The organism is Paraburkholderia fungorum, from assembly GCF_046027215.1.
In the GTDB taxonomy this organism is placed as follows: Bacteria; Pseudomonadota; Gammaproteobacteria; order Burkholderiales; family Burkholderiaceae; genus Paraburkholderia; species Paraburkholderia fungorum_D.
Map to the genome: position 1 here is coordinate 1,979,547 of NZ_JAQQEN010000002.1, position 17,527 is coordinate 1,997,073.

General features: G+C 62.4%; 16 protein-coding genes. 8 read left to right on the forward strand and 8 right to left on the reverse strand.

The genetic code is table 11. The features are described 5' to 3' along the window. The first annotated feature begins 13 nt into the window (after positions 1–13). The gene (locus PQR27_RS29420; protein WP_408527100.1) at positions 14–862 is read left to right on the forward strand and encodes an IclR family transcriptional regulator; all 849 of its coding nucleotides are present in this window, start codon (positions 14–16) and stop codon (positions 860–862) included. A gap of 11 nt (positions 863–873) precedes the next feature. After that, on the forward strand, positions 874–2,619 hold the full coding sequence (locus PQR27_RS29425; RefSeq protein WP_408527101.1) for an FAD-dependent oxidoreductase: 1,746 nt from the start codon (positions 874–876) through the stop codon (positions 2,617–2,619). Here PQR27_RS29425 and PQR27_RS29430 read toward each other — a convergent pair. Both PQR27_RS29430 and PQR27_RS29435 read right to left on the reverse strand, forming a co-directional pair. Then, the gene (locus PQR27_RS29430; protein ID WP_408527102.1) at positions 2,572–3,060 is read right to left on the reverse strand and encodes an SRPBCC family protein; all 489 of its coding nucleotides are present in this window, start codon (positions 3,058–3,060) and stop codon (positions 2,572–2,574) included. The genes PQR27_RS29425 and PQR27_RS29430 overlap by 48 nt on opposite strands. A gap of 161 nt (positions 3,061–3,221) precedes the next feature. After that, positions 3,222–4,001: an SDR family NAD(P)-dependent oxidoreductase gene (locus tag PQR27_RS29435; RefSeq protein ID WP_408527103.1), complete on the reverse strand. Its 780-nt coding sequence runs from the start codon at positions 3,999–4,001 to the stop codon at positions 3,222–3,224. A 140-nt stretch (positions 4,002–4,141) separates the two neighbouring features. On the opposite strand from PQR27_RS29435, the gene PQR27_RS29440 reads away from it, so the two are divergent. Continuing rightward, positions 4,142–5,032, forward strand: coding sequence for an AraC family transcriptional regulator (locus tag PQR27_RS29440; protein WP_408527104.1), 891 nt, complete (start codon positions 4,142–4,144; stop codon positions 5,030–5,032). A gap of 31 nt (positions 5,033–5,063) precedes the next feature. On the opposite strand, the gene PQR27_RS29445 is transcribed toward PQR27_RS29440, so the two are convergent. From PQR27_RS29445 to PQR27_RS29455, 3 genes are all read right to left on the reverse strand, one after another. Continuing rightward, positions 5,064–5,396 (reverse strand): hypothetical protein, encoded by a 333-nt coding sequence (locus PQR27_RS29445; RefSeq protein ID WP_408527105.1) that lies wholly within the window; start codon positions 5,394–5,396, stop codon positions 5,064–5,066. A 106-nt stretch (positions 5,397–5,502) separates the two neighbouring features. Beyond that, the gene (locus PQR27_RS29450; protein WP_408527106.1) at positions 5,503–6,315 is read right to left on the reverse strand and encodes an alpha/beta fold hydrolase; all 813 of its coding nucleotides are present in this window, start codon (positions 6,313–6,315) and stop codon (positions 5,503–5,505) included. 153 nt (positions 6,316–6,468) lie between these two features. Continuing rightward, positions 6,469–6,606, reverse strand: coding sequence for a DUF3563 family protein (locus PQR27_RS29455; RefSeq protein WP_408527107.1), 138 nt, complete (start codon positions 6,604–6,606; stop codon positions 6,469–6,471). A 571-nt stretch (positions 6,607–7,177) separates the two neighbouring features. On the opposite strand from PQR27_RS29455, the gene PQR27_RS29460 reads away from it, so the two are divergent. After that, positions 7,178–8,119 (forward strand): enoyl-CoA hydratase/isomerase family protein, encoded by a 942-nt coding sequence (locus PQR27_RS29460; protein ID WP_408528338.1) that lies wholly within the window; start codon positions 7,178–7,180, stop codon positions 8,117–8,119. A gap of 82 nt (positions 8,120–8,201) precedes the next feature. Here PQR27_RS29460 and PQR27_RS29465 read toward each other — a convergent pair whose 3' ends face one another. Both PQR27_RS29465 and PQR27_RS29470 read right to left on the reverse strand, forming a co-directional pair. Next, positions 8,202–8,789 (reverse strand): BPSL1445 family SYLF domain-containing lipoprotein, encoded by a 588-nt coding sequence (locus tag PQR27_RS29465; protein ID WP_408527108.1) that lies wholly within the window; start codon positions 8,787–8,789, stop codon positions 8,202–8,204. A 200-nt stretch (positions 8,790–8,989) separates the two neighbouring features. Further along, on the reverse strand, positions 8,990–10,618 hold the full coding sequence (locus PQR27_RS29470; protein ID WP_408528339.1) for an electron transfer flavoprotein-ubiquinone oxidoreductase: 1,629 nt from the start codon (positions 10,616–10,618) through the stop codon (positions 8,990–8,992). A gap of 804 nt (positions 10,619–11,422) precedes the next feature. Between PQR27_RS29470 and PQR27_RS29475 the strand changes: the two genes are divergently transcribed. The 4 genes from PQR27_RS29475 (at position 11,423) to PQR27_RS29490 (ending at position 17,010) form a co-directional block, all read left to right on the forward strand. Further along, positions 11,423–12,712 (forward strand): MFS transporter, encoded by a 1,290-nt coding sequence (locus PQR27_RS29475; protein WP_408527109.1) that lies wholly within the window; start codon positions 11,423–11,425, stop codon positions 12,710–12,712. A gap of 80 nt (positions 12,713–12,792) precedes the next feature. Next, positions 12,793–14,481, forward strand: coding sequence for a GMC family oxidoreductase (locus PQR27_RS29480; protein ID WP_408527110.1), 1,689 nt, complete (start codon positions 12,793–12,795; stop codon positions 14,479–14,481). 155 nt (positions 14,482–14,636) lie between these two features. Beyond that, positions 14,637–15,554 carry a TauD/TfdA dioxygenase family protein gene (locus PQR27_RS29485; protein ID WP_408527111.1) on the forward strand — a complete coding sequence of 306 codons (918 nt, stop codon included), beginning with the start codon at positions 14,637–14,639 and terminating at the stop codon, positions 15,552–15,554. A 34-nt stretch (positions 15,555–15,588) separates the two neighbouring features. Further along, positions 15,589–17,010: an aldehyde dehydrogenase family protein gene (locus PQR27_RS29490; RefSeq protein WP_408527112.1), complete on the forward strand. Its 1,422-nt coding sequence runs from the start codon at positions 15,589–15,591 to the stop codon at positions 17,008–17,010. Between the two features lie 76 nt (positions 17,011–17,086). On the opposite strand, the gene PQR27_RS29495 is transcribed toward PQR27_RS29490, so the two are convergent. Next, positions 17,087–17,437 (reverse strand): BON domain-containing protein, encoded by a 351-nt coding sequence (locus PQR27_RS29495; RefSeq protein WP_408527113.1) that lies wholly within the window; start codon positions 17,435–17,437, stop codon positions 17,087–17,089. Between the last annotated feature and the right edge of the window lie 90 nt (positions 17,438–17,527).

Below are 17,527 nucleotides of genomic sequence, written 5' to 3' on the forward strand. Positions count from 1 at the left end.
AAAAGAGGCGCGTATGGCAAGCACTTCGCAGGAACTCAGCTTTTCCGGCGTCCTCGATCGAGGTCTGGCAATCATCGAGTTGCTGGCGGCAAGCGCGGACGGCCTGCCGCTGAGCGCCATCTCCGATGAGTTGCGGATTCCGCGCAGTGCAACGCACCGGTTGCTGACGTCGCTGTCCGGTCATGGCTACGTACGTCAGGAAGAGGATCGCGGAACGTATGTCCTGACATCGAAGGTTCAGGTGCTTGCCTTTCGCCATCTGTCAGCGAGCGGATTCGTCGACGCCGTCCAGCCTGTGATCAATCGGCTGGCAATGGAAACCGGCGAACTGGTGCGGCTCGCGGTCGCCGATAACGGACAACTCACCTGGGTCGCCCGCGCTCAAGGCGCCCGCTCCGGACTGCGCTACGACCCGGATATGGGCATGGAAGCCAGACTGTCCTGCTCCGCCACCGGTTACGCATGGCTCTCGCGCATGAGCGACGCAGAAGCGCTAGCGCTCGTCGAGGCACAGGGTTTCGGTTCCCGTGATGAATTCGGTCCCGCTGCGCCGCAGACAGGCGAAGAAGTCCTGGAGCATATTGCGCTGGCCCGTCAACGCGGATATTCGACAGCGGTCCAGACCTTCACGGACTGGATGTCCGCGCTGGCCGCACCGCTCGTGCACCCGGTCAGCGAGAAAGCAATCGGCGTGGTGAGTGTGGCGGGGCCGGTATTTCGCCTGACCGAAACGCGCTTGCACGAATACGCGCCGCTTCTGCTCGACGCCGTAGAGGAAATCAGTCATCTCATTCCGGGGTCGCCATCGCTGATGAACCCGGCCATGGCCGCATTCAACGCTCGTCAAGGGCTCCTTTCGTAGCGACTGTGGAAATGAATAACCCAACTCAGATGCACTGCGATCTGCTCGTCGTCGGTTCCGGCGCCTCGGGTCTCGCCGCCGCTGTCACCGCGGCATGGCACGGTCTCAAGGTGGTGGTGGTCGAGAAAGATGCGGTATTCGGCGGGGCCACCGCGTGGTCGGGCGGCTGGATGTGGGTCCCGGGCAATCCGCTCGCGAAGCGAGCCGGCATCAACGAAGACCCGCAGCAGCCACGCACGTACCTCAAAAACGAGTTGGGTGATCGCTACGATCCGGAACGCGTTGACGCGTTTCTCGACAACTGCCCGCACATGGTGGCGTTTTTCGACGAGCACACCGCGCTCAAGTTCGTCGACGGCAATCAGATTCCGGACATTCACGGCGATGTCGAAGGGGCTGCCACGCAGGGGCATCAGGTGATTGCCGCGCCTTACGACGGACGCGAAATCGGCCCACTCATCAAGCGTCTGCGCAAGACGATGCGCGAGACTTCCTTTATGGGCATGCCGATCATGGCCGGCGCGGACCTGATGGCATTCCTCAGCATGACACGGTCGCTCAAGTCGTTCATGCACGTCACGAAGCGCTTCTCGCGGCATCTGCTCGATCTGGCGCGCTACGGCCGTGCGATGCAACTGGTCAACGGCGTGGCGCTGGTTGGACGTCTCGCCAGGTCGGCTGAGGATCTGGGCGTCACGCTGATGGAATCCGCGCCCGCGAAGCGTTTGGTGATCGAAAACGGCGCCGTGCGCGGCGCGATCGTCGCGACAGCCGGGGGCGAAATCGAGATTCGTGCGACAAAGGGAGTCGTGCTGGCGGCGGGCGGATTCCCCAATGACCTGAGCCGACGCAAGGCGCTATTCCCGCGCACCCCGACGGGTCGCGAGCACTTCGCGCTGCCGCCTGAAAGCTGCTCAGGCGACGGCATCAGCCTCGGCGAATCGGCCGGTGGCGTGCTCGTGACGGACGTCGCCTCGCCCGTGGCGTGGGCGCCGGTGTCGAAAGTCAGGCATCCTGATGGAAGTATCGGCCACTTCCCGCACATCATCGACCGCGCAAAACCTGGGGTAATCGGCGTGCTTGCCAACGGCAAGCGCTTCGTGAACGAAGCCAGCGGGTACTACGACTACACCTCGGCGATGGTTGCGGCCGCGCCTGAAGGGCAGGAAGTCGCGTCATGGCTCGTCTGCGATCACCGCTTTTTGCGCCGGTATGGCCTGGGTTACGCGCGGCCTTTCCCTGTCCCGGTCGGATCCTTTGTCCGCAATGGTTATCTGCAGCGCGGCTCGACCCTTGAAGAACTCGCCACGCGTTGCGGTATCGCGCCCGACGCTTTGGCCGCGACCGTCAAGAGTTACAACGAGCACGCACGTCGCGGTGAAGATCCGCAGTTCGGCCGCGGCTCGACACCCTACAACAGAAAAGGCGGCGACCCGCTGCATACCGGGCCGAACCCCTGTGTGGCGCCCATCGAGCAGGGGCCGTTCTATGCAGTGAAGGTGCTCCCGGGCAGCTTCGGAACCTTCGCCGGCCTGAAGACAAACGGCTCGGCGCAAGCGCTCGATCAGGACGGCAGGCCGATTCCCGGCCTCTACGCGGTGGGAACCGACATGGCCAGCGTGATGGGCGGCTTCTATCCGTCAGGCGGCATCAATCTCGGTCCGGCGCTGACCTTCGGCTACGTCGCCGGCCGTCATGCCGCGCTGGCTTCATCCATGCTCCACGCCGAGCAGCCGTGCGTCCAGCCGCCGCGCTAGCGCCACGCCGCCTTCGCGCATCACGGCATCGTGGTTCCATTGGAAAACCGGTCGCAGCAACGGCGCCAATGCATTCATCCATGCGCGGTTCGTACGCACACACCAGTCATAGCGGACCACAGTAAGCTGGTGTCCGTCGGTCGAAAAGCTCCATCGGCCAGCGCCTTCGACGTCGCCACTGGCTTCCCCCTCCAACGCGACCAATGGTTCGACGCGCGTCACCCGCATATCGAACACGAGGCGATAGGGCAACCGGCCTTTCCACGTGTAGCGTTGCACGACGCCTACGCCCTGACTGGAACCCGCCTCGAGCTGGTCCACGCGCTCGACGTTATGCCACCACTCGGGCCAGCGCGCCGAATCATGGATTGCCGCCCAGACTTCATGCACTGGCGCATCGATGCGCCAAATGGTGGAAAAGCGGTATTCGACCGTTCGCAAGCTGCCTCCATTCGTCGCCTTCTCACACGCTGCGGAGCAACGACCGGCATAGGTTGATAACCGGGCGTCCGTCGCGATTCTCGACGAGAGTATGGCCGCCGTGCCGAGCTAACGCCAGTACCTGGAAAGACGCTTGACGCCGAACCTCATGGGCTGAGGCGTTAGAGCACCATGCCGCCCGAGACCTCGATGCGCTGCCCGTTGATCCAGCGGTTGTCGTCCGAGAGCAGCGCGGCGATCATCGGGCCAATGTCGTCGGGTTCGCCGACCCGGCCGAGCGCGGTCATATCCGCCACGCGTTTGTTCACGTCGGGATTGTCGCGCACCATGCCACCACTGAAGTCGGTCGCGATTGCGCCCGGCGCGACGGTGTTGACCGCGATCCCGCGTGCGCCGAGTTCTTTCGCCATGTAGCGTGTCAGCACTTCGATGGCTCCCTTCATTGACGCATAGGCGGACGACCCGGGGAGCGTTATGCGGGCCAGCCCCGAAGAGATATTCACGATCCGCCCACCGTCGTTGATGAACGGCAGAAGTTTTTGCGTGAGGAAGAACACGCCTTTGAAATGAATCCGGTAGACGGTGTCCAGTTCGTCTTCGGTTGTCTGGTCGAATGAATTGTGCAACGAGGTTCCCGCATTGTTGACGAGGTAGTCAAAACGGGTGGCGCCCAGGCTGGCCAGCGCGTGCTGAACTTCCTGCACGAACGGATCGAACGCAGCGACCTCGCCAGTGTCGAGTCGCAGCGCAACGGCCCGACGTCCCGTCTCTTCGACCGCGGCAATCACCTGCTCAGCCTCTGCACGATTCGAGTGCCAGGTAAAGATCGTATCGACGCCGCGCTTCGCAAGACTCAGTACGGTGTTGCGGCCAAGGCCGCGGCTGCCCCCGGTAACGATCGCGATTCGCGGATTTGAAGTAGGGGTGATGTCGGTTGGCATTGCGTGCTCCTTTGGTTTGGCGTGGAGACAAAGATAGCTGTAACGTCATCTCGTTTGAATGCCGGAACTCACCTGTTTCTTGCCTAATCCTGCTCCGGCGGCTATAACACCCAGGACCACCCCTACCGTGAGACCTGGATATGTCCGATGCGCTGATTCGCGCCGTCACCCGCTACACGGAGGCGCAGACCGGCGCAAGCCCGTTTGTCACCGCGGTTGAAGGGCTGACGATCCTCCGTTCGAATCAGGAGACGCGGCCCAATCACCTGATTCACAGGCCGGCGCTTTGTATCGTCGTACAGGGCGCGAAATCGACGACGTTCGGCAACCGGCAGTTCGACTACCGGGCGGGACAGGCGCTCGTTGTCAGCGTCGAGACGCCGGCGTTCGGCCGGGTGGTCGAGGCCAGTCCCGGGAAACCGTTTCTTGGCGTCATCATCGAGCTGGATCTGGCGATCATGCGCGAAGTGGTGGAAGCATCGAATACGCTGCCTGATTCAGGCGGCGGCGTCCGCTCGGGGATCTTCGTTGCGAATTTCGATGGACCGCTGGCCGACTGCGCGCTGCGCATGCTTCGCCTGCTCGATACGCCCCACGCCATCCCGATGATCCAGCCCCTGCTGATGCGGGAGATCAGTTACTGGCTGCTGAGCGGCCCGCGCGGCGGTGAGATCGCGCGGCTGACGCTGTCCAACAGTCATTCACAACGGGTGATGAGCGCAATTCATGCGTTGCGTGAACGCTTCGCAGAACCGGTACGCATCGAGGATCTGGCGCGCACTGCCCGATTGAGTCCTTCGGCATTCCATCGTGAGTTCAAGGCGCTCACGTCGATGACGCCGCTGCAGTACCAGAAACAGCTTCGCCTGCTGGAAGCGCGCCGCTTGATGACGGCTGATGCGACCAACGCGGAAACCGCCGCATTTCAGGTCGGCTATGAAAGCGCTTCGCAGTTCAGCCGGGAATACTCGCGCATGTTCGGCGCGCCGCCGCGACGCGAGGTGATTGCATTGAAATGGACTGCTTCGTAAGCAGCAGGACACCATCGCTCCGGGTTGTCTCTCACTGAAGCCACTTCCTCACGTCTTTCTCCCACTCCGGATCGCCGCAACCTTTCGGGTTCTCCGGGCCAAGCACGGTAATGTAGCCCTTGCTTTTCATGCACGACTCGTACGCACGAACTTTCGAGCATTGATCCGGGCCCGCGTTCTTCGAGACCACTTTGCATTGTGCGACCGTCCTGTCCATCGGACCGAAGTCCATATCGCTCGCCTGATTGAGCATCGGCGCATCGGCACCCGACGCGGAAAACTCGACGGGTCCGGTCTGCGCGCAAGCGCTCAACAATAAACCGGCGAATGCGGTAGCGAAGAAAAGATGAACACGCGGTCCCATGGATCGGCTCCTGCCTGAAAGAGGTTGACGAATCATACCCCCAGGCGGATGCATCGCGGTCCGTGAAAGCGGCTTCGTGAAATGAGCCGGACACGGGATGTCGTTCTCAGTTGCCGACCACAGCCGCCTCGGCGATATGCTGCACGATCGTCGCGTTGACCGTCTCCGCGTGCGTAAGCGGCCCCATGTGCCCCGCGCCCTCGACGATTGCAAGACGTGCTGCGGGCAGCAGCATCGGCAACCGCTCAGCAATCGCGCGCGTCGGCACGGGCGCGTGCTGGCCGCGCATGATCAGCGCCGGCACATGCAGGCTTGCGTACGTGCTTGCGGGCGTGCGTTCGTCAAGCAATGCACGGAAGTCGAGCGGCGCCTTCGGCGCCCAGCGCGTGAGCGCGGCCTGCACCGAGGGCCGCAGCGCTTCCCATGCACCGCGGCCGCCCCAGTAATCAACGAACGAAGCGGCCGCGCCCCGATAGTCGCCGCTGCTCACGCCGTCGGCAGTGCGCTTTGAAAGCGCGACGATTTCCGCGAGCGCGTGCGCTCCGTGCGCGCCCATCACCTTTAGCAGATGAAATGCCGAGGGCTCGTAAAGCGTCAGGCTCGCGATACGCTCCGGCCGCTCGACGGCCGCGCGCAACGCCACGCCACCGCCATACGAGTGGCCGACGAGATGCACCTTGCCACACGCGGCGTCGATGATACCGATGGTCCTCGCAGCCTCGTCGGCGAGCGTGAACGCGCGCTCGCCGCTCCACGGTCCCGTGCTATCGCAGCCGTAGTGCTCGGGCGCGACGAGCGCATGGCGCGAGCCGAGCGCCTCGCCGAGCTTGCGCCATTGGCTCGCTCCCGAGCCGGAGCAATGCAGTGCGATCACCGTCGTGACGGGTGAGAAGGCTTGCGATGCGATGGTGCTATTCATGTCGTCCTTGAAACTCAGCAGTGTGGCGTGCGGATGCCGGACCGGGGATGTCTCTACTATCGGTGCGACGCGGGCGGCTGGCTATGATCAGGACGCCAGCGCACATGATCTGGCGTCCTGATTTAGCGGTGGAGCGCGCGTTGGTGTGGCGCCTCAGCCATTAAGGTCGATCGACTGCATGCGGCGTTCGAGCTCGCCCATGTCGACGGCGGACGCGAGGTACGCGTCCCGACGGCTGTGTTCGGCGCGGTCGAGTGCCTTTCTCAATAGCAGGAAAAGATAGATGAACATGATGTCCTCCGGTCGGTGACCTGGTCGATTGCATATCGGCACGAACGCGGGCACGAACGCGGCTCGATACGTGGGTTCCAGGCGTGCATCCGCTGCGGGGCATCCGGGTTCGGCGGACGGGCGGGTCGTGCTACGGCTGGACGCTTTGTATCGCAGAGTCCGTGCCACATTGCAGCAAGTCCCGTCTGGCAGGCATTTCAGCGGTCTTGAGGGAGCCAGAGCGGGAGAAATGTCGTAGCGTGGCGAACACGTTTTCGAACCAGAGTCGGGCCGGGACAAACACAACAGGATGCCGAAGCATGACGACCGGCAGGCTCCTTCTGAAACCGCTTAAAGCCAATACCAACGGTCTAAAAACTTAATACCAACGTGTCGTCGACGGGCCAGGTAGCGTTGTGTAGTCTTCATCCAGAGCGTGAGTCGATACTTGGCAAGGCCTCTCGCTGAGCGGAGCTGTGTCGGCCTGGCAGCCCTGCCGTGACACGACCTTTCGTTCAACAGAGGTTGTCGATCTGTAGACCCTATTGGTTGTTGTTCTCTGGGAGAGCCCACCGTGAAATCAATACGACTGATGGCAATGCTGGCGGCTTTCGGGTTACTCGCCGGCGGCGTTTCCAATGCCGTAGGTCAACAGGCGGCCGCTGCCACGGGTCAGGCGGCGCAAGCGGAAACCGGTGCGAATCAGGAGTTCAGGATTACCCGTGTCAGCCCGGAATACTGGCGCGTCACCATTGACCATCCTCCGTTCAATATCTTCGGCCCGGAATCCATCCCGATGCTCAATAGCGTCGTCACCCAGATAGAGAGCGATCCCCAGTTGAAGGTAGTCGTATTCGACAGCGCAGTGCCCGGATTTTTTCTGACTCACTTCGACTTCACCGCTCCCCTCGAAGCTACGACGAGCTTGCCCCCCGGCCCTACCGGCCTGCCGCCGCTGCCCGATATTTTTGTCCGCCTGAGCCGGTCTCCGGTGGTGACGATTGTCAAGATACGCGGCCGGGCCACTGGCGTCGGCAGTGAACTCTCTCTCGCGTGCGACATGCGTTTTGCCAGCCGCGAAAAAGCGGTGTTGTCGCAGTTCGAAATCGGCGCCGGCTTCACGCCGGGTGGCGGCCCGATGGCACGACTCCCGCGCCTGATGGGCCGGGGCCGCGCGCTGGAAATTCTGCTGAGCGGCAATGACATAAACGGTGACATCGCCGAGCGCTACGGCTATGTCAATCGCGCTCTGCCGGATGCTCAACTGGACAAGTTTGTGGACACGCTGGCGCGCCGCATCGCCTCCTTCGACAAACAGACCCTTGGCGATATCAAGCACCTGGTCAATGCCTCAACCCTGCCTTCTGACCAGGAACTCGGCGCGGAATGGGCCTCGTTCATCACCTCGGTTCAGCGTCCGGCGGCACAGCGCGATATCGGGAAACTGATGGAACTCGGGCTGCAGAAAAACCCCGACGTGGAAACGAATCTGGCCAGATACACGGGCATGGTCAATCAGCCGGATAAGAAATAGTGGCGGCCACACCCAGGCTTCGAGCACTCACCCGGCGAAGCGAGTGAGCACTCTGTGCGAAACCACGCCGCCAATCCGGTCGTCAAATATTCAGGCGCGACACCTTGGTCCCCGAGAGAGAGACGTCGCCCATGAGACCGGCATTGGTCAGGATAATCACTTCGACTGGCGCGGTTGCCGTGGTCGTATCGATTGCGCCGTTCGCTCCCATTTTCACAAGCGCGACCGAGCCTTCTCCACCGACTGACCAGCCCTTTGAGTTGCGAAAGCTGCTTAACGCATCATGTGTCATGAACAGGAAGATGATGGCCTTCGATTGCGCACCTGCCTGAAAACCGAACGATCCCGATACCGTACTGTAGTAACCCACTGACTTCCCGCCGACGCGCAACGCCCCCTCGCCGTATTGGCCGCCCACGACGAAACCGGCCTGAAGCACGGACGGAAACACGAGCACGCCGTTCGCTTTCGCGACAAGCTCCCGCGAACCCTTCACGGTCGAATAGAGTCGCGACATCGTCCCCTGGACCTTGGCGTCAATCGATCGTCGCTTCGCCGAGTTGGTCTCACTCGTTGCAGCGTGACTCGCCGTGGCAGTCAAAACCGGGAACGGCAGACTGATGACAGCGAGCGCGGCGACTCCTGTCCGTATCAAAGTTCGTCTTTGCATCGTGACCTCCTCAGGTATTGCGGCGGTTGCCCCTACTGATCGTCCCATTCACCGGCTCGGCTCTCAACTGCCTCGTCGATATGCAGCCATTCTGTCCTTTCATCTTACAAGGTACCGATAGCGAACGGCTTTTGCGCGGTTCCAACCCGGACACTCCCGCCGGTCAACCCGTTCTGGCCCAGCCAGGCCGTCAACCACGGCTACATATTCGGATAATTAGGCCCACCGCCGCCTTCAGGCGTGACCCAAACAATATTCTGGGTAGGATCCTTAATATCGCATGTTTTGCAGTGCACGCAGTTCTGCGCATTGATCACAAGGCTGTCGTCGTCGTTCTCGTCTTTCACGAACTCGTACACGCCTGCTGGACAGAAACGGGCTTCCGGTCCGGCGTAGGTTTGCAGATTGACTTTGATGGGGACGCCTGGGTCTTTCAGCGTCAGGTGGGCCGGCTGATTCTCTTCGTGATTGGTGTTCGAAATAAACACCGACGACAACCGGTCAAACGTCAGCTTCCCATCCGGCTTCGGATAAACAATCGGCTTGCACTGCGAAGCCGGTTTCAGCATCTCGTGATCCGAATGCTGGTGATGCAGCGTCCACGGCACATTGCCACCCAACAGCTTCTGTTCGACACCCACCATCAACGTGCCGAGGTACAGGCCCTTGCTCATCCACTGCTTGAAGTTGCGTGCGCGGTACAGTTCGGTATGCAGCCACGACGTCTTGAAGCTCTCCGGATAGGCAGTGAGTTCGTCACCGGCGCGTCCTGCCTGTACGGCGTCGAACGCCGCGTCGGCCGCCAGCATGCCGGTCTTGATCGCCGCATGCGAACCCTTGATCCGCGATGCGTTCAGGAAGCCCGCATCGTCGCCGACCAGCGCGCCGCCCGGGAACACCAGTTTCGGCAGCGACATCAGGCCGCCTGCAGTAATCGCCCGTGCGCCATACGACATGCGTTTGCCGCCTTCGAGCACCGCGCGGATCGCCGGATGCGTCTTGTAGCGCTGGAATTCCTCGAACGGTGACAGATACGGATTTGAATAACCGAGGCCGACCACGAAGCCCACCACCACCTGGTTGTTGTCCATGTGATAGAGGAACGAACCGCCGTACGTATCGCTCTCCAACGGCCAGCCGGCGGTGTGCATCACCAGTCCGGGCTTGTGCTTCGACGGATCGATTTCCCACAGTTCCTTGATGCCGATCCCGTAGACCTGCGGATCGGCGCCTTCGCGCAGCTTGAACTTGTCGTTCAGCTGACGGCCCAGATGTCCGCGCGCGCCTTCGCAGAACAGCGTGTATTTGGCGTGCAGTTCCATGCCGAGCTGGAAATTCTCGGTCGGCTCGCCGTCCTTGCCGATGCCGAGATTGCCGGTGGCCACACCTTTGACCGAGCCGTCATCGTTGTAGAGAATCTCCGCCGCCGGAAAGCCCGGGAAAATCTCGACACCCAGCGCTTCAGCCTGCTGACCCAGCCAGCGCGTGACATTCGCGAGGCTGATCACATAGTTGCCGTGGTTCTTGAAGTTGTCCGGCAGCGCCCAGACCGGCACGCTCTTCGAGCCGGTTTCGGTCAGGAACAGGAATTTGTCTTCGGTCACGTCCACGGTCAGCGGCGCGCCTTTTTCCTTCCAGTCGGGGATCAGTTCATTCAAAGCACGCGGATCCATCACCGCGCCCGACAGGATATGAGCCCCGATCTCCGAGCCTTTTTCCAGTACGCACACGCCAATGTCAGCGCCTTTTTCAGCGGCCAGCTGCTTCAGGCGGATCGCCGCGGACAGGCCAGCCGGGCCGCCGCCGACGATCACCACGTCGTATTCCATCGACTCGCGAGCGACAACGGTCTCGTCGTCAAGAATGGTCGGGATTGACACTGCGTCGGTCTCCATTATTTATGAATAGATGAAAAGCAGAATGCTGCGATCGAGCAGTCTGTTTTGAATGCGTCGAGTAGTGGAGGCCGCCCCCGACCTGCCCGTCGTCAGGCTGGCGACGCGATCGGGCCTGGCGCCCCGGGCAACACCGGCATGCGTGCCGCGTTCATCGTCGGCCGCTTTGTTTCTGGAGGGAACACTGACCAGGAACCGTCCTCGTGGCGGAAGAAAAAGATCGACAGGTCACCGGACGCACTGCTGGACGCCACGCATACATAACGCCACCGGCTGCCCCGGGAGTGACTGAACAGCGTCACGCGCGCCCGCATCGCCGAATCCGGTCCAAACCACCTTTCCACGAGGCGGCGCAACGATGTTTTCCGGGTATTCACTGCCTCTCCTCTCCTCTCGTCCCAGGCGGGCACGGACACGAGCCGCGACAAGCAACACCGACGGCTTCATCCGCAAATTGGCGATCACATCAATTGAACTGCGATGCCAGTCGACACTTTCCGGCACCACAGTAATGCAATGTTCCGGCGACGCCACCACCCCGGTCGGGTAGAGCGCCCGTCCCCGACCAGGCCGGCACGAACAACCGGCCACCGGCGGCCCCAACGGACAAGGTTTTCCCTGGCCTACCTGTTCCGGGTGGTTACCCCCCCTCCGGAACGCCTTACCGTGACGCTACAAAGTCGGCCTACCGGGATGGACAGCGAAGTCCGCCAGGAAAAGGACGACAGGAGACAACCTATGAACGCTACCCCTGATTTCCGGGCAAAGTCCGCATGGACGATGACCCTCCTGCTGACGGGGCTCGCCCTCATCAATTTCCTGGACAAGATCGTCCTCGGTCTCGTGGCCGTACCGTTGACGGCTGAACTGCATCTGTCGCCAGAAAAATTCGGACTTGTCGCGGGCAGCTTCTTCTGGCTCTTTTCCATCTCGACTGTCCTCGTGGGGTTTCTTTCCAACCGCTTTCAGACGCGCTGGCTCCTGCTGGCGATGGGCCTGAGCTGGGCAGTCCTCCAGTTGCCGCAAGCGATGGCGACGAGCGCGGCAGGACTGCTCATCTGCCGCGTGATTCTTGGCGCCGCCGAGGGCCCCGCGTTTCCGGTCTCCGTGCATGCGTTGTACAAGTGGTTCCCCGACCGGAAACGCAATCTGCCTGTCGCCATCATCAACCAGGGGGCGGCCTTCGGCATGCTGCTGGCTGGGCTGCTGATTCCGCTCGTCACGAGACAGTGGGGATGGCGCATGAACTTTCTGCTGCTCGGCGCGATCGGCGCAACGTGGAGCGTGCTGTGGACGTGCTTTGGGCGCGAGGGAGGACTTGGCAGGCAGCAAGCCGTGCCGGTGATGCGAACCCCGGCGCACCGGCTGCCCTATCGGCGAATCCTCACCGACCGCTCGGTCCTCTCGGTGTTCGCACTGGGATTCACGGCTTACTGGACGCTGGGCCTGAGTTTGACCTGGATCCCCACCTACCTCGAAAAGGGGCTCGGATTCAGCGGCGTCGAAGCCGGCCGTTGCTTCGCCGTCGTGGTCGCGACTGCGACACCGGTCAACGTGGGCCTGAGCTGGTTGTCCCAGCGCATGCTCGGACGCGGCGTGTCCACACGCAAGGCGCGGGTTCATCTGATCTGTCTGTCGGCGGGCGCCGGGGCGCTGCTGTATGTCGCCCTCATGCTGCTGCAGTTGCTGCCGTTGCAGAAAGTGGCGCTACTCGCGATCGCAGGCGCGCTGCCCACTCTGAGCTTCACGCTCGCTCCCGCGCTGCTCGCTGAAATGGTCCCGGACAGCCAGCGCGGATCGCTCGTCGCAATCCACACGGCACTCGCCAGTCTTGGCGCCGCATTCGCGCCGGCCGTGATGGGACGGATCGTCCAGGTCTACGGCGGCGGCAACGGCCATGCATACGAACTCGGCTTCACCGTCAGCGCCGTACTGCTGATCACGGCCTCCCTCGCCGCCTTGCGCTGGCTTCATCCAGAGCGCTCGCACAAAACACTCAATCACTTTGCCACGCAAGCCGCGGCTTGATGCGTGCCTGACCAATCCAGTGGCGGTAATGACAACGGCCGCTGTCCATGCGCAAAACCTTTCCAATGAACAGAGGAACCATGATCGGACCTGGTAACAACGCTCACAGCACGATGATCGCAGCAGAGTACGACTATATCGTCGTGGGCGCAGGCTCTGCAGGCTGCGCGGTGGCCGCCAGACTGGCGGAGGACCCGGCGGTGACGGTCGCTCTGCTCGAGGCCGGCCCGCATGACCATCACATGAGCGTGTGGGTGCCGATAGGTCTTGCATCGACCGTGCAGAAGGCCGGTCCGCGCAACTATGCGTACTACACGGAACGCCAGGCCTGCCTTGACGGACGCCCCTCCTATCAGCCTCGCGGCCGCGGACTGGGAGGCAGTTCGTCGATCAATGGCATGGTCTACATTCGTGGACATCGCAACGACTACGACGAATGGGCGAGCCTCGGTTGCACGGGCTGGGGCTACGACGACGTGTTGCCCTATTTCCGCCGCAGCGAATGCAATCAGCGCCACGCCGGACGTACTGACGATCCGTGGCATGGTGGTGACGGCCCCTTGCATGTCAGCGACCTGCGTACGCCCAACCCGTTCTCCCATCGTTTCGTGAAAGCCGCCCTGCAAGCCGGATTGCCGTTGAACACGGACTTCAATGGCGCAGAGCAGGAAGGCGCCGGCCTTTATCAGGTCACGCAATTCAACGGCGAACGCTGGAATGCCGCGCGTGCCTACCTGCACGGCGGCAATGCGAAAGATCCGGACCTGAACGGCGGTCGCCCGAATCTGGATGTACTCACGGATACGCAGGTATTGCGTCTTGTCATCGAGGACAAACGTGCGCGCGGCGTCAGCGTCGTGCGCGCAGGCGTCGTGCAGACGTTGCGGGCCGGACGCGAAGTCGTACTCAGTTGCGGCGCCTTCAATTCGCCGCAGCTGCTGATGGCATCGGGCATTGGTCCGGCCGAGCATTTGCGCAGCCACGGTATCAAGGTCGTACAGGACTTGCGCGGGGTCGGCGAGAATCTGCAGGACCACCTCGACATCATCGTCAACAAACAGGTCAAGTCTAACGACCTCTATGGCTATTCGGCGGGCGGCTTTCTGCGGCTAGTGTCCGGCATGTTGCGTTACCAGCGCAATCGCAGTGGCATGGTCAGTTCCAACTTCGCGGAGGCGGGTGCCTTTGTGAAGAGCCGCCCCGACCTGGCCGTCCCGGACGTGCAGCTCGCCTTCGTTCTCGCGCTACTCGGCAATCGCAACGTCGCGAAACGCAGCAAACTCGGGCATGGCTACTCCTGTCACGCGTACATCCTGCGTCCCGAGAGCCGCGGTCACGTGCGTCTGCGTAGCGCGGACATGCGCGACGCGCCGTTAATCGACCCGCGCTTTTTGTCGGCGGAGGCCGACATGGACGCGCTGGTTGCCGGCGTAAGGATCGTCCGCCATATCTTTGCGCAGCCGGCGCTGGCCGAAGCAGGCGGAAAGGAATTGCTGACGGACGACTTCGGACCGGACGATTCCAACGAAGCGGCGATCCGCGCGTTCGTGCGCAGCCAGGCCGACAGCGTGTTTCACCCGGTCGGCACATGCAAGATGGGGATCGACGCAATGGCCGTGGTCGACCCGAGTCTGCGCGTGCGGGGCATTGAAGGTCTGCGCGTGGCCGACGCGTCGATCATGCCGACGCTGATCGGCGGCAACACCAACGCGCCAGCCATCATGATCGGAGAAAAAGCCGCTGACCTGATCCGCGCCGACAACCGATAGATTGCCGCTCTGCACGCTGAACCGGCCTGTGCATGGCGACCCACGAAAGAAGAATCTGGCATACGCGAATCGCGTCCGCCTGTGAAACCGCCCCCCCCCCGCCGCGAGCCCCACGTGCCGCGGCACATGCGGGCCCAGACAAATGGAGACATGACATGCAAGCAACAGAGATCGCGTTCGATTCGCCGGTGGCGCGGCCGGATTCCGACGCCTGGCCATTCACCATCGAGCGCTATACGCCGACGATCGGCGCGGAGATTCGCGGTGTCGATCTGCGCGAGCCGCTCGATGACGAGACTTACGCCGCGCTGCGCCGCGCGCTATTGAAGTTCAAGGTTCTGTTCTTCCGCGATCAGGACATCACCCCGGCCCAGCACGTTGCTGTGGCAAAGCGGTTCGGCGAACTCGAAATTCACCCCGCGTTCCCCCATCATCCCGAGCACCCGGAACTGGTCATACTCGGCCGCAACGATACAAAACGCGGTCGCGAGAATCTTTACCACTCCGACGTATCGTGGCGCGAGATCCCGTCGATGGGCTCCATGTTGCGATGCGTGCAATGCCCGGAGGTCGGCGGCGACACCATCTGGATCAACATGGTGGCGGCCTACGACAATCTACCCGACGACGTGAAAGCACGAATCGCTGGCCTCAATGCCGTCCACGACTTCCTGCCGCTATTCGGCATTGCGGTTCCCGAAGACCAGCACGCAACGATGCGCGCGAAGTTTCCGCCGGTCGAACATCCGGTTGTGCGAGCCCACCCCGAAACCGGCGAGAAGATCCTCTACGTCAACGAAGCGTTCACCACTCACCTGCCGAATTACGGCCGCCTGACCGCTCAGGAATATCGCGTCGGCTTCGACTACAAACTCGCCGAAATGGATCTGCTGCAGTACCTGTTCCGTCAGGCGCAGGCGCCGGAATATCAGGTCCGCCTCAAGTGGCGTCCGAACACGATCGCCTTCTGGGACAACCGCTCGTGCCAGCACTATGCGGTGCAGGACTACTTCCCGGCCCCGCGTCACATGATGCGTGCGACGGTGATCGGCGATCGTCCGGTTGCGGCCTGAGTCCGGCACGCCCCGAAGAACCCGAGGAAACGAAATGAAAACCCTGAACACCTTTTACATCGATGGCCAATGGGTCGAGCCGTCTGCCGGCAGCACGCAGATGGACATCGTCAATCCGGCCACCGAGACGCTGACCGGACGACTGACGATGGGAACCGCGCAAGACGCGGATCGTGCCGTCGCCGCGGCGCGGGCCGCGTTCCCGGTCTGGTCGGAATCGAGCCGCGCCGAGCGCATCGCGCTGCTCGAACGGATTATCGAGCGCTACCGCGCACGGCTCGACGATATCGCTGAAGCGGTCCGCATCGAGATCGGCGCGCCCATCACGCTGTGCAAGCATCTGCAGGCCGCGATCGGGCTCTCGCAGCTTCAGGCCGCAGTCGAGACGCTGCGCCATTTCGAGTTCGAGACACAACACGAGAAGAGCTACGTGCGCCGCGAAGCAGTCGGCGTCGCGGCATTGATCACGCCATGGAACTGGCCGTTGAACCAGATCGCCGCCAAGGTCGCGCCGGCCCTGGCAGCGGGTTGCACCATCGTGCTGAAGCCGTCGGAAATCGCGCCGCTGGACGCTGTGATCTTCGCGGAAATCATGCACGAAGCGGGCACGCCGCCCGGCGTCTTCAACATGATCTTCGGTGAGGGACGTATCGTCGGCACGCGGTTGTCGTCGCATCCTGACGTGGATATGGTGTCGATCACCGGCTCCACGCGTGCCGGCGTCGAAGTGGCCGTGAGCGCCGCGCCCACGGTCAAGCGAGTGGCACAGGAACTCGGTGGCAAGTCGCCACTGCTGATTCTCGACGACGCCGACTTGCAGGCCGCGGTGACGAGCGGTGTGGCGCAGTGCATGGTCAACTCCGGACAAACCTGCGTTGCACCGACCCGCATGCTGGTGCCGCGCGAACGATACGACGACGCTATTGCGATTGCCGCGGCGGTCGCCAATGGGATCGTCGTCGGCGATCCGGCGGACCCGGCCACCAGGATGGGCCCGATCTCCAACCGCGCGCAATACGACAAGGTGCAGCACATGATCCGCGCCGGTATCGAGGAAGGCGCACGGGTGATTGCCGGCGGTCCCGGCAGGCCTGACGGACTCGCGCAGGGCTTCTACGCGCGTCCTACTGTTTTCGCCGATGTCCGCAACGACATGAAGATCGCGCGCGAGGAAATTTTCGGCCCGGTGCTGGTGATGATTCCGTACGACGGCGAGGAACAGGCCATTGCAATGGCCAACGACACGCAATACGGTCTGGCCGGCTATATCGCCAGCAGCGATCCCGAACGCGCGCGTCGCGTCGCCGCGCGCCTGCGGGTGGGGTCGGTGCGAATCAACGGCGCGATGCTGGACATTACGGTTCCCTTCGGCGGCTATAAGACATCTGGTAACGGGCGCGAGTATGGCCGCGAAGGCCTCGCTGAATTTCTCGAGTGCAAATCGGTAACCGGGTGAGGTCTCGTACAAAGGGCCTGCTCACACACCGTGAGCAGGCCCTTTGGATTTGTTGCCAGAACGCTCGAAACGCGCTTTACAACGTGGACAACGTCAGCGCGTTTGTCACCGAGGTCACGCCCTCGACGCCTTCAGCAGCCCGAGTCGCCAGACCAACCTGCGACTGTTCGGGCACCGTTCCTTCCAGTGTCACCACGCCGCCATGCGCGCGCACCGTAATCGTGGCAGCCCTGAGTCCTTTCGTCTTGCTCAGCGCGCGAATCACGTTCTTCTGCAGCGCGCGGTCGGCGGCCTTGACCGCTTTCGCGTCCGATGCATACGACTGGCCGGACGCCTGAGCCGCAGCGCTGCTCTGCGCGTGCACGTCGAGCGATGCCAGAACAATCAGCACGCCGCCTACCAGCCTGGTTACCCTGTTTTGCTTCATGGATTTTTTTCCTGTTGTTATATCGGACCGCGTGAAAACAGATACGGCAGCGTTCACGAGCGACGCCGCGAGGCGGCGTCTTCCCGAGAA

What these genes read in the sequence shown, in the direction of transcription:
- PQR27_RS29420 (WP_408527100.1), top strand. Translation starts at nt 14, where the DNA reads ATGGCAAGCACTTCGCAGGAACTCAGCTTTTCCGGCGTCCTCGATCGA.
- PQR27_RS29425 (WP_408527101.1), top strand. Translation starts at nt 874, where the DNA reads ATGAATAACCCAACTCAGATGCACTGCGATCTGCTCGTCGTCGGTTCC.
- PQR27_RS29435 (WP_408527103.1), bottom strand. Translation starts at nt 4,001, where the DNA reads ATGCCAACCGACATCACCCCTACTTCAAATCCGCGAATCGCGATCGTT.
- PQR27_RS29440 (WP_408527104.1), top strand. Translation starts at nt 4,142, where the DNA reads ATGTCCGATGCGCTGATTCGCGCCGTCACCCGCTACACGGAGGCGCAG.
- PQR27_RS29445 (WP_408527105.1), bottom strand. Translation starts at nt 5,396, where the DNA reads ATGGGACCGCGTGTTCATCTTTTCTTCGCTACCGCATTCGCCGGTTTA.
- PQR27_RS29450 (WP_408527106.1), bottom strand. Translation starts at nt 6,315, where the DNA reads ATGAATAGCACCATCGCATCGCAAGCCTTCTCACCCGTCACGACGGTG.
- PQR27_RS29455 (WP_408527107.1), bottom strand. Translation starts at nt 6,606, where the DNA reads ATGTTCATCTATCTTTTCCTGCTATTGAGAAAGGCACTCGACCGCGCC.
- PQR27_RS29460 (WP_408528338.1), top strand. Translation starts at nt 7,178, where the DNA reads ATGGCAATGCTGGCGGCTTTCGGGTTACTCGCCGGCGGCGTTTCCAAT.
- PQR27_RS29465 (WP_408527108.1), bottom strand. Translation starts at nt 8,789, where the DNA reads ATGCAAAGACGAACTTTGATACGGACAGGAGTCGCCGCGCTCGCTGTC.
- PQR27_RS29470 (WP_408528339.1), bottom strand. Translation starts at nt 10,618, where the DNA reads ATGGAATACGACGTGGTGATCGTCGGCGGCGGCCCGGCTGGCCTGTCC.
- PQR27_RS29475 (WP_408527109.1), top strand. Translation starts at nt 11,423, where the DNA reads ATGAACGCTACCCCTGATTTCCGGGCAAAGTCCGCATGGACGATGACC.
- PQR27_RS29480 (WP_408527110.1), top strand. Translation starts at nt 12,793, where the DNA reads ATGATCGGACCTGGTAACAACGCTCACAGCACGATGATCGCAGCAGAG.
- PQR27_RS29485 (WP_408527111.1), top strand. Translation starts at nt 14,637, where the DNA reads ATGCAAGCAACAGAGATCGCGTTCGATTCGCCGGTGGCGCGGCCGGAT.
- PQR27_RS29490 (WP_408527112.1), top strand. Translation starts at nt 15,589, where the DNA reads ATGAAAACCCTGAACACCTTTTACATCGATGGCCAATGGGTCGAGCCG.
- PQR27_RS29495 (WP_408527113.1), bottom strand. Translation starts at nt 17,437, where the DNA reads ATGAAGCAAAACAGGGTAACCAGGCTGGTAGGCGGCGTGCTGATTGTT.